The organism is Novosphingobium sp. (genome assembly GCF_036820275.1).
Taxonomy (GTDB): domain Bacteria; phylum Pseudomonadota; class Alphaproteobacteria; order Sphingomonadales; family Sphingomonadaceae; genus Novosphingobium.
Genome location: NZ_DAISLT010000001.1, coordinates 250,043 through 264,838, shown reverse-complemented (window position 1 = coordinate 264,838; position 14,796 = coordinate 250,043). Strand labels below are relative to the sequence as shown.

At 65.2% G+C, this 14,796-nt stretch carries 9 protein-coding genes; 3 read left to right on the top strand and 6 right to left on the bottom strand.

Annotated elements, in window-relative coordinates; all coding sequences use genetic code 11:
• Positions 1-28: 28 nt before the first annotated feature.
• The 5 genes from V7066_RS01025 to V7066_RS01005 all read right to left on the bottom strand — a co-directional run bounded on the left by V7066_RS01025 (position 29) and on the right by V7066_RS01005 (position 7,095).
• The gene (locus tag V7066_RS01025) at positions 29-925 is read right to left on the bottom strand and encodes a MucR family transcriptional regulator (RefSeq protein ID WP_334181391.1); all 897 of its coding nucleotides are present in this window, start codon (positions 923-925) and stop codon (positions 29-31) included.
• Between the two features lie 153 nt (positions 926-1,078).
• A complete protein-coding gene (locus tag V7066_RS01020; RefSeq protein WP_334181390.1) occupies positions 1,079-3,349 on the bottom strand; it encodes a glycoside hydrolase family 3 N-terminal domain-containing protein in 2,271 nt (756 codons plus the stop codon).
• Positions 3,350-3,478: 129 nt separating this feature from the next.
• Positions 3,479-4,987 carry a glycine betaine/L-proline transporter ProP gene (gene proP / locus V7066_RS01015; RefSeq protein WP_334181389.1) on the bottom strand — a complete coding sequence of 503 codons (1,509 nt, stop codon included), beginning with the start codon at positions 4,985-4,987 and terminating at the stop codon, positions 3,479-3,481.
• Positions 4,988-5,293: 306 nt separating this feature from the next.
• Entirely contained in the window at positions 5,294-6,235 is a 942-nt protein-coding gene (locus tag V7066_RS01010) for a DMT family transporter (protein WP_334181388.1), read from the bottom strand.
• Between the two features lie 62 nt (positions 6,236-6,297).
• On the bottom strand, positions 6,298-7,095 hold the full coding sequence (locus V7066_RS01005) for an AraC family transcriptional regulator (protein WP_334181387.1): 798 nt from the start codon (positions 7,093-7,095) through the stop codon (positions 6,298-6,300).
• Between the two features lie 290 nt (positions 7,096-7,385).
• On the opposite strand from V7066_RS01005, the gene V7066_RS01000 reads away from it, so the two are divergent.
• Positions 7,386-8,936: a S10 family peptidase gene (locus V7066_RS01000; protein ID WP_334181386.1), complete on the top strand. Its 1,551-nt coding sequence runs from the start codon at positions 7,386-7,388 to the stop codon at positions 8,934-8,936.
• A gap of 58 nt (positions 8,937-8,994) precedes the next feature.
• Here the strand turns inward: V7066_RS01000 and V7066_RS00995 are convergent, their stop codons facing one another.
• Entirely contained in the window at positions 8,995-10,320 is a 1,326-nt protein-coding gene (locus V7066_RS00995) for a dicarboxylate/amino acid:cation symporter (protein WP_334181385.1), read from the bottom strand.
• A 543-nt stretch (positions 10,321-10,863) separates the two neighbouring features.
• Here V7066_RS00995 and V7066_RS00990 point away from each other — a divergent pair.
• The gene (locus V7066_RS00990) at positions 10,864-13,293 is read left to right on the top strand and encodes a glucose/quinate/shikimate family membrane-bound PQQ-dependent dehydrogenase (RefSeq protein ID WP_334181384.1); all 2,430 of its coding nucleotides are present in this window, start codon (positions 10,864-10,866) and stop codon (positions 13,291-13,293) included.
• A gap of 115 nt (positions 13,294-13,408) precedes the next feature.
• Complete coding sequence (locus V7066_RS00985) at positions 13,409-14,788, top strand: carbohydrate porin (RefSeq protein ID WP_334181383.1); 1,380 nt, start codon at positions 13,409-13,411, stop codon at positions 14,786-14,788.
• Positions 14,789-14,796 lie beyond the last annotated feature (8 nt).

Sequence of the window (14,796 nt, the reverse complement as noted above, 5' to 3'; positions counted from 1 at the left end):
TCTGGCCGCCATGCCGGATACGTTGCAATTATTCGGAAGTGCCGGTCGTTTCGCGCTTGGAAGGTGCACGGCGCGCGCTTGCGCCGGGGGTCTTGGCACCTGCCGTGGACGAAGGCTTCCTGGCGGCCTTGGGCTTCTTTGCGGTTGCAGGCGTGGGCGCCGCGTCGCTGGAGGTGGTTGCCGGCGCCGCTGCGGATGGCGAAGGGCTTGCACTCTTTGCGGTGGCTGGCGCCTTCTTGTTCTTGCTTGCGGTCTTCGGCTTTGCTTTGGCGGCCGCTGCCGGCACGGTCTTGGGTGCCGTCGCGGGAGCGGTCGCGTCAGGAGCCTTGACTACCGCGTCGCCCGACGAATTGGCTGCGGCCTGTTCAGCGACCTTGGGATCGCGAGCAAACCGCTTGCGCGGCTTCGCCGTGGCGGCCGTCTTCACGGCCTCCTTCTTTTCGGGAGCGGGCTTTGCCTTGGGGGCCGCTTCCTTGGTCTGGGCGAACTTTTCCGTCCCCGATTTCGCGACGGGTTCCTTGGCCTTGTTCGGGCGGCCGCCAAGTCCCATCCGCTGCGCCACGGCGCGGCGGTGTTCGGAATAGGTGGGAGCGACCATCGGGTAGTCGCCCGGCAGGCCGTAGCGGGTGCGATACTCCGCCGGGGTCAGGCCGTTGTTGGCCAGATGGCGCTTCAGGCTCTTGTAGGGCTTGCCGTCGATCAGGCTGAGAATATGGTCGCGCGAAGCGACGCTTTCCTCGACCGAGACCGCGGGCGTGTGAACCGCTTCGTTGCTCGAAGACGATGCCGCTTCGCCTGCAAGCGCCAATCGGGTCTGTTCGATCAGGCCGGACAGTTCACTGCTCGGTACGCTGTTGTTGGTGAAGTAGGCGCTGAGGAGATCGACCGTCAGTCGGGCGAGGTCGTTCTGTTCACTATCGGGCATCGCATCTTCCTTCAGACGTTCCAAAGTCGAGTGTCCTTACTACATCGTGGCAATATAGTCGTAAGTAAAGGGAAAATCGGAAGGAGGTTCCCTGAAAAATCGAGAACATCCTCAAATTGCACCCTCACCGACTTTCTTTGCGGCAGTGCAGGATCAGTTTTGCGGCAGTGCAGCAGCGTAGAGTTCGATCTGCGTGTGCAGTCCTCCGGACGAGGACTGCCCCACCCATATGTCGAACATGCCGGGTTCCGCGATCCGTTTGCTGCCCTGACCGATGAACTCCAGATCCTTGCGGGCGAGGGGGAACCGGATCGTCTTGCTTTCTCCCGGAGACAGGGTCACGCGCTGCATGGCCTTAAACTCGCGGATGGGCCGGGTACGACTGGCCACGCGGTCGCGGATGTAGAGTTGTGCAACTTCGCTGCCGCCGCGACTGCCCTTGTTGGTGATCCTGACCGAGACGTCCACCGTCTCGTCCCAGCGCATGACGCTGTCCGACAGCTTGAGATTGTCGAGCACGAATTCGGTGTAGCTCAGTCCATGGCCGAACGGGAAGCGGGCGCTGTTGTCGGTCGTGGTGTAGCGGGCGCGATACTCGGTACGGTTGTCGATGACCGGGCGGCCGGTGGACTTGCGATCGTAGAAGAACGGTTCCTGGCCCGATTCCCAGGGGAAGCTGACGGGCAGCTTCCCCGATGGATTGACCTTGCCGAACAGCACATCGGCCACGGCATGGCCGCTTTCCGATCCGAGGAACCAGGTCGCGAGGATTGCCTGCGCGTCAGCGACACCGCCGTGCAGAGCGAGTGCGCGGCCATGGCGCAGGAGTACGACGACGGGCTTTCCGGTTGCCGCAACGGCGTCCGCGAGGGCCTGCTGAGCGGCGGGGATCTCGATCGTCGTGCGCGATTGCGCTTCGCCGGACATGGTCTGGGATTCCCCGATCGCCAGCAGCACGATGTCAGACGATTTGGCGGCTTCGACCGCCCTGGCAATGCCGCCGTCGATCGGGCCGTCGATGTCGCATCCGGGTTCGACGGCCAGCTTCGTGGCATCGGGCAGGGCGGCACGCAGGCCGCTTGCAAGGTCCACGCCCTTGCCGGGATCGCCGTAGAAGGCCCAGGGGCCGTAGACGTTCTCCCGGTCTTCGCCGAAGGGGCCGATCAATGCGATCTTCTGCCCTTGCGAGGGATCGACCGGAAGCACGCCGCTGTTCTTCAGCAGCACGATGGAGCGGCCCGCGGCTTCGCGCGCCAGTGCCCGATGGGCGGGCGTGGCGATGCGGGTGCGTTCGGTTTCCTCGTCCAGCGAGCGCCAGGGGTTGTCGAACAGGCCCATGGCGAGCTTGACGTAGAGGATGCGCCGGACCGCGACATCGACCGTACCCAGCGGGACGGCACCGGATTTCACCAGTTCCGGCAGGTAGCGGATGTAAAGCCCGCTCTGCATCGACATATCGACCCCGGCCAGCACGGCGAGGCGGGCGGCGTCGCGTTCGTCCTCGGCATAGCCGTGGGCGATCAGTTCCTCGTCGGCGGTGTAGTCGGAAAACACGAAGCCCCGGAATTCCATCTCGCCGCGCAGGGTGTCGGTGAGCAGGGCGCGGTCGGCGGTGGCGGGCACGCCGTTGATCTCGCTGAAGGCGGCCATCGTCGTCAGGGCGCCGGCTGCGAAGGACGCGGCGAAAGGCGGCAGGTGGGTTTCGCGCAAGGTCTCGTCGCTGATATCGACGCTGCCGTATTCCAGCCCGCCCGCCACCGCGCCATAGGCGGCGAAATGCTTGGGGCAGGCAAGCAGCGAGTCCGAGCGGCGCAAGTCCCGCCCCTGGAAACCGCGCACGCGGGCGGCCGAGAGCAGCGCCGTGAGCGTCACGTCCTCTCCGGAGCCTTCGACCACACGGCCCCAGCGCTGGTCGCGGGCGACATCGGCCATCGGCGCAAAGGTGAGGTGAAGACCGGCGGCGGTCGCTTCCACCGCCATGGCGCGGGCGGTGCTTCGGGCGAGTTCGGGGTCGAAGGAACTGGCTTCCGCCAGCGGCACCGGAAAGATCGTCTTGAGCCCGTGGATCACATCGCCTGCGAAGAGCAGCGGAATACCGAGGCGGCTTTCCCGGACCGCCAGTTCCTGCGCGCGCCGCGCGCCGGCTACGCCGATGCCGTTGAACAGGCAGCCGACGCGGCCCTTGCGGATTTCCTCGGAAAGGCGCTTCTCGTCCTGGATCCCGGCTTGCGGATTGGGCGGGTTGAAGGGGCGGAAGGCATCGGCGAGGCAGGTCATCTGCCCGGCCTTTTCCTCGATCGTCATGCGGGCGATCAGGTCGTCCACGCGCTGGACTTCACTGGCGGCGAAAGTGATGCGCGGCAGGCCGAAGGCGGCGGCCCCTCCCAGGATGCCGGACAGAACGGCGCGGCGATGAATGGTCATGAGAGCGAGAACACGGTCCGTGAAATAAGCGACGCCCCCGGAACGCCGCTAGAGACCTTTTTGTTGCACTGCGGCGCAAAAGCGACCGGCCGGTTGCCGCTTGGGACAACCGGCCGGATAGGGCGGCGCTCAGGTGAGCGCCATGCGCGGCTGCGAGACTTCGGCAGGACTCTCGGTCTGGACGGGAGCCATGGCCGGGATGGCATCGTCGACCGTGATGTCCTGGTCGCTGCGGAGCAGGGCGATGGCCTCGGCCTTGCTTTCGACGGCCGGGGGCGAGCCGCGCAGGGGCAGGCCGGCGGTCTCGCGCACGGTCAGCATCGTCAGGATGCCGATCGCGGCCGCGCCCATCAGGTAATAGGCGGGGACCAGCGGGTCGCCGGTGCGGCTGACGAGCCATGCGGTTACCAGCGGGGTGGTGCCGCCGAACAGCGATACCGAGACGTTGAAGGCGATCGACAGGGCGCTGTAGCGCACCGGCGTATAGAACAGCGCGGGCAGCGTGGAGGGCATCGAGCTGGTGAAGCACACGAGCGCCATGCCCAGCGTCATCAGGCCGAGGAAGATGAGCCCATCGTTGCCGGAGCCGATCAGCATCATGCTCGGAATTGCCAGGACCATCAGTGCGACGCAGGCGCCGATAATCATCGGCCGGCGGCCCAGACGGTCGCTGAACAGGCCGCCGACGATGTTGAGCGGCATCATCACCAGCATGACCAGGATGATCAGCAGCAGACCCTTGCTCTCGGCATAACCCATCGTCACCGTCAGGTAGTTGGGCATGTAGGTGAGCAGCATATAGTCGGTCACGTTGAAGACGAGCACCAGTCCCATGCACTTCAACAACTGCGGCCAATGCAGGCGGAACAGGTCGGACAGGCTGGGACGATCCGCTTCACGCTCGTCCACCTGTTCGTTGTAGGCCTGGAACGCGGGCGTTTCCTCCAGCTTGAGGCGCATGTAGAGGCCCAGCAGTCCCAGCGGACCGGCAATCAGGAACGGTACGCGCCAGCCCCAGGCCAGCATGTCTGCATCGCTGAGCCACATTTGCAGGGCGGTAACGGTTCCCGCACCGGCGATGTAGCCGCCGAGCGTGCCGAATTCGAGCCAGCTGCCCATGATTCCGCGCTTCTGGTCGGTCGAGTATTCGGCGATGAACGTGGCGGCGCCGCCGTATTCGCCGCCGGTCGAGAAGCCCTGGACCAGGCGGGCAACCAGCAGCAACAGCGGTGCGGCCATGCCGATGCGCTCGTAGGAGGGAATGAGGCCGATGGCGAAAGTGCCGACGGCCATCATCACCATCGTCAGTGCCAGGATCTTGTGCCGTCCGTAGCGGTCTCCCAGCGGGCCGAATACCAGTCCGCCGAGCGGGCGCACGACGAAGGCCGCCGCGAAAGTCGCCAGTGTGGCGATGAGCTGTACTGTCGGATTACCCGACGGGAAGAAGACATGCCCCAGGGTTACGGCAATATAGCCGTATACGCCGAAGTCGAACCATTCCATCGCGTTGCCGAGTGCCGCTGCACCGACTGCGCGGTTCAGTTGAGAGCGATCGACTACTGTAATGTCGTCGATGGCCAGTTCCCGGCGGGATTTGAACCAGCCGAATTGCGCGTGTTGCGCAACGGGATTGTGCATGTCTATCTCCGTGCACGCCCGGGCAGGCGCACAGGAAGGCACCACTATCGCCGAGCGGGAGGCGCGGCCGTCGAACGGCCGTGGATGGATGCGATGCCGCATGAGGCATCAAGCGGGGGAGGGCGCCCCATAGACATGTTTTGCTTGAAAAGGGGGAGCTTATGGCTGAGCCGTGGCTCTGCGGCGATGGGTCGAGTTTGTGTTCAACAGTGAACTTTACTGATTTTCATCGTCGTCGGCGGCGTTCTTCCCGGTTCTTCGGGGCTTCGAAGCGGATATCGATCGCGGTCGGAAACTTGTGAGCGATCAGGCAGATGCGGCGCGTTTCGGGCTATGCGCGGTCAGGCAGGTGACGACACTGGCGCCCATGCAGGCGATCGCCAGCAGTTCGGGGACTGTCGGCAGCCGCGCTTCCCAGAGGAAGCCGTAGAGCAGGGCGAAGGCGGTCTCGAACAGGATCATCTGGCCGACCATGGTGAGCGGCAGCAAACGGCTCATGGTGTTCCAGAAGGCATTGCCGACGACCGAGGCAAAGAGGGCGACCGCTCCCGAGACTGCAAGGAAGCGATACCAGGCAGCGGCATCATGCCCTGCGGGTTCGAGCAGCAGTGCGAAAGGAACCAGCAGCACCGCCTGAAATCCGGTGACGATGCCCAGCAGCAGGCTCCATTCGTGCGCGGAAACGTCGCGCAGGCGAACCAGCCAGCGGCTGTTGATGATCGCGAAAGCGGCCCAGGAGATCAGTGCACCTACAGCGCAGAGCAGGCCGATCAGCGGCATGATCCCCGCTTGCGCACGCACGTTGCCGAGTGTCTGCCAGCCGATACAGGTCACGGCGCCGAAGCCGAGCAGAAGCGAGGGCGCAAGTCGGGCCAGCGACGGCGCACTCGCATCGCGGCTGCCGACGGCGGTCACCAAGACCGGGATGAAGCCGATCACGAGCGAGGTCACGGTGACGCCCGCCAATTGCACCGCGCTGGACAGCAGGATGTAGTAGAGCGTGTTGCCCAGCAGGCTCAGCCAGGCCAGGGCGATCCATTCGGTGCGCCCGACATGGCGGATCAGCGTCCGCCAGCGAGGCATCAAAAGGACGGCGGCGATCAGGCCGTAAGCGAGATAACGTCCCGCAGCGAGATGGAGCGGACCGAAATCGCCCGCGAGTTCGGGAGCGAGGAAGACGAGTCCCCAAACCGCACCCGCGGCGGCTCCGAAACCTACGCCGACAATCGTATTGCGCGCATCCGACACTGCAAGCTCCGTCCACAAAGACGCCGCAGTGCACCGGAATTCCGCCGGGGTCTTGACCGCGTCTACGCCGTTTTTGACACAGGCTCCGGTTCCGGTTCGCCCCCGGCGGCTTCCTGCATCTGACGGCGATAGGCCGCTGGGGGCAAGCCCGTGGCCCTGCGCAGGGCGCGCGTCAAGGCGCTCTGGTCGGAATAGCCGAAGCGATACGCCAGTTCGGCGATGGAGAGGTGCCCCGATACCAGCGCTTCGCGGACGCGCTTGAGGCGTAGTTCGGACAGCCAGGCGCGCGGCGTGGTGTCCAGTTCCTCGCGGAACAGCGCATGCAGGCGGCTGACGCCGACGCCTGCATGTCGGGCCATGGCGGCGGCCGTCCAGTCATGACCTGGTGCGGCCTCAAGCCTGTCGAGCAGGGCGGCGAGGCGCAGGCGTGCCTTGGGCGGTCCATTCGCGAGCGTATCGAACAGCAGCGGTGCCCAGCGGTCGACCACGGCCTGCGCGGCTTCTCCGGAAGCGCCCTGCTGCGTTACCATCAGCGCCATGAAGTCGACCAGCTTGTTGGCGGCCGGCGATAGCGCACCGTAAGGACGTCGGCCGAGTTCCTCGCGCAGGCGGGGGGAGAGGTTTGCCGGATCGAGATCGAGAATGAAGGAGCGATTGGCGCGCACGCTGACCTGATCGTGCCGCATGTCGGTTTCAACGAAAGCCAGTTCACCGCGCCCGATCACGCTTCCCCGCCCGCCGATTTCCATCGTCAGCGCGCCCTCAAGAGGCAGGACAATCTGCGCGAAGCCGTGGCTGTCCGACGTGCTGTCAGGTCCGTAGCTGCGCAGATCGAGGGAGAGAGGCGGGGGCGACGACATGCCCTTGCGTCTATCACCAATCGCTTCCCCAGGCACAGACAGATTTGCTGTCGCCTGCTCAGAAGTGGCCGGTGCAGTAAGCCAGCAGCAGGATGATGGGAATCGGAACGCCGATCAGCCAAAGTAGACCCGAACGCATGGTTTTTCCTTTCGCGTTAAGTGAAGGAAACAAACCACGGTGCAGCGTCCGGTTCCCTGCGGCTTCGGGCGCGCTTCGATCGGACACCTTGTAGGGCTGTCATAATCCGATAAGAAACCCTCCGGTTCGCACCAAAACCAGAGGAAATTCAATGCGGCTTCCTGCTTCTCTTGCTTTTGCTTCCCTGCTCGTCCTGTCCCAGCCTGCCTTCGCGCAGAAGGGCGATGCGCCCGACGCAGCCAGGCAGCATACCGAAAAGACGGCCGAGGCCGTCGCCGCGAACTGGGCGAGCGCGCCGGTGGAGGAAGTCACGAAGACCAGCAAGGGCACGGCCAAGGTGGACGGCAAGTCCATCGCCTATACCGCCACCGCCGGAACGCTGACGATCCGCGACGCGCAGGGCAAGCCGACCGCCAGCCTGTTCTACACCGCCTATACGGCGCCGGGGAAGCACCGCCCGGTGACGTTCTTCTATAACGGCGGTCCCGGCTCGGCGAGCCTCTGGCTGCGCATGGGCAGCTTTGCGCCCGAGCACGTCCGCACCGGCAATCCCGAGGCGGTACGACCGGCGCCCTACGATGTCGGCCCCAACCCGGACAGCCTGATCGGCAGCACCGACATGGTGTTCCTCGACGCGGTGGGCGCCGGGTATTCCCGCCCGCTGGGCGATGCCAAGCCTGCGGACTTCTACGGCGTCGATCAGGACGTCGATGCCTTCGCCAAGGCGATCATGCGCTATGTCACCAAGAACGCGCGCTGGGGCGATCCCAAGTACATCTTCGGCGAAAGCTACGGCACGACCCGCTCGGGCGCCCTGGCCTACCAGCTTGAGGATCGCGGCATGGCGCTGAACGGCGTGGTGCTGCTGTCCTCGATCATGAACTACGGCATCCGCCAGTCCGGTTTCGATACCATCCATCTCGGCTATCTGCCGACCTATGCTGCGGTCGCCTGGTATCATGGCCGCGTCGCCGACCGTCCCGCGACCGTCGATGAATTCGTCGAACAGGCCCGCCAGTTCGCCAACGGCGAATATGCCGCCGCGCTCGCGAAGGGGCAGGACATCACGCCTGCCGAGGAAGACGCGGTGGCGCAGAAGCTCAGCCGCTTCACCGGACTCTCGGTGGACTATGTCAAGCAGGCGAACCTGCGTATCGATCTCGGCCGCTTCCGCAAGGAACTGCTGCGCGGCGGGCGCGAGACGGTCGGACGGTTCGACGGTCGCTACAAGGGCGTCGATGCCGATGCGGCCGGCGAAAGCCCCGAATACGATCCCTCGGATACCGCGATCAGCGGGCTCTATGTCGGCAGCTTCCTCGACCAGCTCACCACGCAGCTCGGCTACAAGACCGATCTCGACTACCGCCTGAGTGCGCGCGAGGGCGGTGATTTCGACTGGGACTGGAGCCACCGTCCTCCGGCGGGCCGCTCGCAGAACGTGGCCGATGTCACGGCGGACCTCGGCGCTGCGATGCGTACCAATCCGCATCTGCGCGTGCTGTCGCTCAACGGCTACTACGACATGGCGACGCCGTTCTTCTCGACCGAGCGCGATCTCAAGCACATGATGCTGGAGCCGGGCCTGCGGCAGAACCTTCAGTTCCGCTATTATCCGGCGGGGCACATGGTCTATCTCAACCCCGAGGCGCTGCACCAGATGCGCCTCGACATGCAGCGCTTCTATGCCGAGGAAGCGCGCTGAATGAAAAAGGGGGGCGGTGGCTGAAGCCATCGCTCCCCTTTTTTCGCGCTTCCGCCGGTCAGTGTGCGGCGGGCGCCGGTTCGTTCGCGGCTTCGAGCTGCATCGGTCCGCGAATACCGAGGCGCTCGGAGACGATCGTGGGCACCAGGGCCTGTCCGGCGACGTTCACGGCGGTGCGGCCCATGTCGAGGATCGGGTCGATGGCCAGCAGCAGGCCGACGCCTTCCAGCGGCAGGCGAAGGGTCGACAGGGTGAGCGTCAGCATCACCACCGCGCCGGTCAGGCCTGCCGTTGCGGCCGAGCCGATCACCGAGACGAAGACGATCAGCGCATAGTCGGAAAACTGCAGCGGTACGCCGTAGAACTGGGCGACGAAGATCGCCGAGATCGCCGGATAGATCGCCGCGCAGCCATCCATCTTGGTGGTCGAGCCGAGCGGCACCGCGAAGGCGGCGTAGGAACGGGGCACCCCGAGGCGCTCGGTCACTTCTTCGGTGACGGGCATCGTGCCCACCGAGGACCGCGAAAGGAAGCCGATCTGGATCGCCGGCCAGGCGACCGAGAAGAAGCGCAGCGGATTGATCCGGTGCAGCAGCAGCAGGATCGGGTAGACGCCCAGCAGCACGATCGCGAGGCCGATGTAGACCGCGCCCGCGAAGGCGCCGAGCGCGGAAAGGGCGTCCCAGCCGTAGCTGACCACGGCATTGGCGATCAGGGCCGCCGAGCCGAGCGGGGTCAACGCGATCAGCCAGCGCAGCAACTGGCGCAGCACGAGGTTGGCCGAAGTCATGAAGGTCAGGAAGGCTTCCGCCTTTTCGCCGACCTTCACGGCGGCGGCACCGACCGCGACGGCGGCGATGATGATCTGCAGGACATTGAAGGAGACCGAGGTGGCGGGGCCGTCGGCTTCCAGCGTGGTCGATGCGGTGATGCCCAGGTAGTTGGCGGGCACCAAGCCCTTGAGGAAGTCCAGCCATCCACCCACGGCCTTGGGGACTTGCGCGGCGCCGGCGTCGACGCTGGCGTGGAGGCCGGGCTGGATGGTCAGGCCGAGCGTGATGCCGATCAACACGGCGATCAGGGCGGTGATCGCGAACCAGAGCAGGGTCTGCCCTACCAGCTTCACAGCATTGTCCAGCCCGCGCAGCGCCGCGACCGAGGCAATGATCGCGGTGAAGACCAGCGGCGGCACCAGCGTGCGCAGAAGCTGGACGAAGATCTGCGCGATCGTGTGGAAGGTCTCGGTGGCGCTGCTTGCGAGTGCGCTGTCCGGTCCTATCTGCCGGACGGCGAGTCCGGCCAACAGACCGAAGACCATGCCGAGCATGACCTGGGTTCCGAAACTGGGAAGCCACGACCGTTCGGCGCGCGGGTTATTCGACATTCGCTTACCTTCACATCTGCCCCGGGAGCGGGAAGACGCGCCCTCTTTCGTTAGGCGCATCGTTTGCCGGTTGGGGCCTCGTCCGGGATCACCCGGTTGGGTCTCAATTTCGTCTCTTGCGGGCCTTCATGCAAGGGGCGGGTGGCGCCCTGTGCCCATGAACCTGACACAAAGCAGCGGCTTGCATGGCGCGACCATATTGTCAACTTAATTGGTCGAGAATGGGGATGGAGGGTTTCGTGCGATCACCGATGTCGGGATCCCATAACTAAAAGATAGTCTTCCATGCCTCCATGTTTTGGAATATCATAGAAATAACAAAGCAATAAACGATCGCCGTTGCGTAATTCAAATTGGTCGATGGTGTGGTGAGAACGCTATGCGCGACGCTTCCAATCCGTGCGGTCACAAATACCGGCAAAGCATTGATTGCGCGCATTTCCTGCTTCGCATCCTAGAAGCTGGCATGGCCGCGCCTTTTGCCGTTTCCGTACCGCAGGGAACCGAATCCGTTTCGTACGAAAGCAAGCAAGGAGGTGCCGCATGCGGGGCACGACGAACGATAGTGGTCTGCTGACCAGGGCATGGCTGCTCCTGCTGGGAGTGGTGATCCTTGGCGCAGGTCTCTTCTTTACGATCGCGGGCGCCAAGCTCGTCAGTCTCGGAGGTAGTTTCTACTTCGTGCTGGCCGGGCTCGCGCTGCTTGCATCCGGCTTCCTGATCGCCCGCCGTCGTCCGGCGGGCGCGCTGCTGTTCGGTATCACGTTCCTGCTGACGGTCTTCTGGGCACTGTGGGAAGTGGGCTTCTCGTTCTGGCCGCTGATTTCCCGCCTTCTGGCAATGGGCGTCGGCGCGACGGTCGTGGCGCTTTCCTATCCGCTGCTGCTGCGCGCGGTGGGCCGGGTGCCCGCGTGGAAACCGGCCGTCGGTGTCGCCGCCGTCGTCGGCGTAGCTTCGGCCGCCGGTTTTGCGGGCATGTTCGTGCCGCACGCGACCGTGGCCTTCTCCGGCCAGGAAGGTGCGCTGCTCCCGGTCGACCCTGCCCACGAGCAGAAGAACTGGGAAGCCTACGGCAACACGAGCGGCGGCAGCCGCTTCGTGGCGCTGGACCAGATCACCCGCGACAACGTGAACAAGCTCAAGGTCGCCTGGACCTATCGCACTGGCGACGTTGCCATCAGCGACGGCAACGGCGCCGAGGACCAGGACACGCCGCTTCAGGTCGGCGACACCGTTTACGTCTGCACCCCGCACAACAACGTCATCGCGCTCGATGCCGACACCGGCCGCGAGAAGTGGAAGGCGCGGATCGATGCGCGGGCCTCGGTCTGGAATCGCTGCCGCGGCCTTGCGTACTTTGACGCCAAGGCACCGCTCCAGCAGCCGAACATGCCCGGTTCGACCCCGATCACGGCCGTCACCGTGCCCGAGGGTGCGCCGTGCCAACGCCGCATTCTGATGAACACCATCAATGCCGAACTGATCGCGCTCGATGCCGACACCGGCAAGTTCTGCCCGGACTTCGGCAACGGCGGCCGCGTGGACCTCAAGGCCGGTCTCGGCAATGCTCCCGACCCGCAGTACCAGCTGACTTCGGCGCCGACCCTCGCCGGAACCACCGTGGTCGTCGGCGGACGCGTGGCGGACAACGTCCAGGTGGACATGCCGGGCGGCGTCATGCGCGGCTTCGACGTGGTCACTGGTAAGCTGCGCTGGGCCTTCGATCCGGGCAATCCGGCGATCACCGGCATGCCCGCGCCGGGCCAGACCTATACCCGCTCCACCCCCAACGTCTGGGCGGCCATGTCCTACGACCCGGCTTCCAACACCGTGTTCATGCCGGTGGGCAGTTCCTCGGTGGATCTCTACGGCGTTCCCCGGACTTCGCTCGACCACCAGTACGGCGCCTCGATGCTCGCGCTCGACGCCACGACCGGCAAGGAAAAGTGGCACTTCCAGACCGTTCATAACGACCTCTGGGACTTCGACCTGCCGATGCAGCCGAGCTTCCTCGACTTCGCGGCCAAGGACGGCCGCACGGTGCCCGCGCTCGTGTTCGGGACCAAGGCCGGGCAGCTCTACGTGCTCGACCGTGCGACCGGCAAGCCGCTGACCGAAGTGGCGAACGTGAAGGTCAAGGCCGCGAACATCCCGAACGAGCCCTATTCGCTGACCCAGCCGAAGTCGGTCGGCATGCCGCAGATCGGCGTCGGCTCGCTGACCGAGGCGGACATGTGGGGCGCCACGCCGTTCGACCAGCTCATGTGCCGCATCGCCTTCAAGGGCATGCGCTACGAAGGGCTCTATACCGCGCCCGGCACCGACAAGTCGCTGAGCTTCCCCGGTTCGCTGGGCGGCATGAACTGGGGTGGTCTCTCGATCGACCCGACCAGCGGCACGATCTTCGCCAACGACATGCGCCTCGGCCTCTGGGTCCAGATGTTCCCGCAGACCAAGGAACAGGCAGGCAAGGCCGGGGCCGCCGGTGAAGCTGTCAACACCGGCATGGGCAGCGTTCCGCTGAAGGGCACGCCCTATTCGGTGGTGAAGGACCGCTTCCTCTCGGCTCTGGGCATTCCCTGCCAGGCTCCGCCGTTCGGTACGCTCTCGGCGATCGACATGAAGACCCGCAAGATCAAGTGGCAGGTCCCGGTCGGCACCGTGCGCGACACCGGTCCGATGGGCATCAAGATGGGCCTGCCGATCCCGATCGGCATGCCGACGCTGGGCGGTACGCTCGCCACGCAGGGCGGTCTCGTCTTCATCGCCGGAACCCAGGACTACTACTTGCGCGCCTTCAACTCGGCGAACGGCAAGGAAGTCTGGAAAGCCCGCCTGCCTGTTGGCAGCCAGGGCGGCCCGATGAGCTACAAGTCGCCGAAGACCGGCAAGCAGTATGTGGTGATCACCGCAGGCGGCGCGCGCCAGTCGCCCGACCGCGGGGACTACGTGATCGCTTATACCCTGCCGTAACGGCCAGTGGGGGCGGTGCATCGGCACCGCCCCCACGCATTCCATTCTATAAAGGAAATCCCGCGTCTCAATCGATTGCGGAGAGGAGGGGGCTTTGGCCCTGCACATTCACATCATGACACGACCCCTTGTTCGTATCGCCGCCCGGATGACCGGCTGCGGCCTGCTGATCGCCACCCCTTTCGCAGCCTCGACGGCTTATGCGGAAGAGGACGCCGGCGAAGAGACTACCGCGCAAGCTTCGGCTCCGACCTCGGTGCAAACTTCCGTCATTGCTCCGGCACCTGCCGCGAGCAACGAAAAGCCCGCCGCGCGCGAGACGCTCACCGGCAATTGGGGCGGGCTGCGCAGCGATCTCAAGCAGGACGGGGTGACGATCCGCGGCGACTACGTTTCGGAAAGCTTCTCCGCCGTCGACGGCGGACAGCGCCGCGGGACCACTTATGTCCATCAGCTTCGCCTCGGCGCGGACTTCGACATGGAAAAGCTCACCGGATGGCAGGGCGGGATCGTCCATGTGACCTTCAACGACCGGCGCGGCGTTGGCATTTCCTCAGACTTCGTGGGCAATCGCCTGCCGATCCAGGAGGCCGCTGGCGGCTATTATGCGCGCCTGACCGAGGCTAGCGTCGAGCAAAACCTGATGGGCGGCAAGCTCAATTTCCGCGTCGGCTACTTCGCCATGGGCAACGACCTGGGCGGACAGCCGATCGGCTGCAACTTCGTGAACGCGGCGTTCTGCGCCCATCCGCTCTCGATGTCGGGAGACAGCGGCTGGTACAACTATCCCAATGCCCGCTGGGGCGTGGCGGTGCGCTACAAGCTGCGTCCGGACGTGGTGCTGCGCACCGGCGTATACCAGGTGAATCCACGTCTTAACGACGAGAAGAATGCCTGGAACCCCTTCGCAGGTGGGACTATCGGCGTGCTGCTGCCCTTCGAGGTGGAATACGATCCCGGCACTCGTCCCGGCAGCCGCGTATTGCCCGGCCATTACAAGGTCGGCGTCTACTACGACACCGCGCGCGTGCCCAAGCAGGGCGGTGGCGGCACGGTCCGGGGGCGCGGCGGCTTCTACATCCTTGCCGATCAGATGATCTACCGGGAAGGTGACAGCAGCCGGGGCGTTTCCCTGTTCGGCCAGTTCACCGCCAATCCGCAGGTCTCGGGCCAGATCAGTCGCTGGTATGCGGGCGGCGTCATCAAGATCGGCACGTTCAAGGGCCGCGACGCCGATACGATCGGCCTCGGCTTCACCCATGCCGTCGTCGATCCGCGCCTGCGCCGTTTCCATGTCGACACCGCGCCGGTCCCGGGCAGCTACGCTTCGCTTCCCGCGGGCGAAACCGCGCTGGAACTGAGCTACGGTTTCCAGGCCAACCGCTGGCTGGTGATCCGTCCCGACGTACAGTACATCATCGACCCCGGCGCCTTCGGCTTCCGCTCGACGCCCAATGCACTCGCGCTGGGCCTTCAGGTCAGGATGCAGCTCTAAGGGTGAGC

What these genes read in the sequence shown, in the direction of transcription:
- V7066_RS01025 (WP_334181391.1), bottom strand. Translation starts at nt 925, where the DNA reads ATGCCCGATAGTGAACAGAACGACCTCGCCCGACTGACGGTCGATCTC.
- V7066_RS01020 (WP_334181390.1), bottom strand. Translation starts at nt 3,349, where the DNA reads ATGACCATTCATCGCCGCGCCGTTCTGTCCGGCATCCTGGGAGGGGCC.
- proP (WP_334181389.1), bottom strand. Translation starts at nt 4,987, where the DNA reads ATGCACAATCCCGTTGCGCAACACGCGCAATTCGGCTGGTTCAAATCC.
- V7066_RS01005 (WP_334181387.1), bottom strand. Translation starts at nt 7,095, where the DNA reads ATGTCGTCGCCCCCGCCTCTCTCCCTCGATCTGCGCAGCTACGGACCT.
- V7066_RS01000 (WP_334181386.1), top strand. Translation starts at nt 7,386, where the DNA reads ATGCGGCTTCCTGCTTCTCTTGCTTTTGCTTCCCTGCTCGTCCTGTCC.
- V7066_RS00995 (WP_334181385.1), bottom strand. Translation starts at nt 10,320, where the DNA reads ATGTCGAATAACCCGCGCGCCGAACGGTCGTGGCTTCCCAGTTTCGGA.
- V7066_RS00990 (WP_334181384.1), top strand. Translation starts at nt 10,864, where the DNA reads ATGCGGGGCACGACGAACGATAGTGGTCTGCTGACCAGGGCATGGCTG.
- V7066_RS00985 (WP_334181383.1), top strand. Translation starts at nt 13,409, where the DNA reads ATGACACGACCCCTTGTTCGTATCGCCGCCCGGATGACCGGCTGCGGC.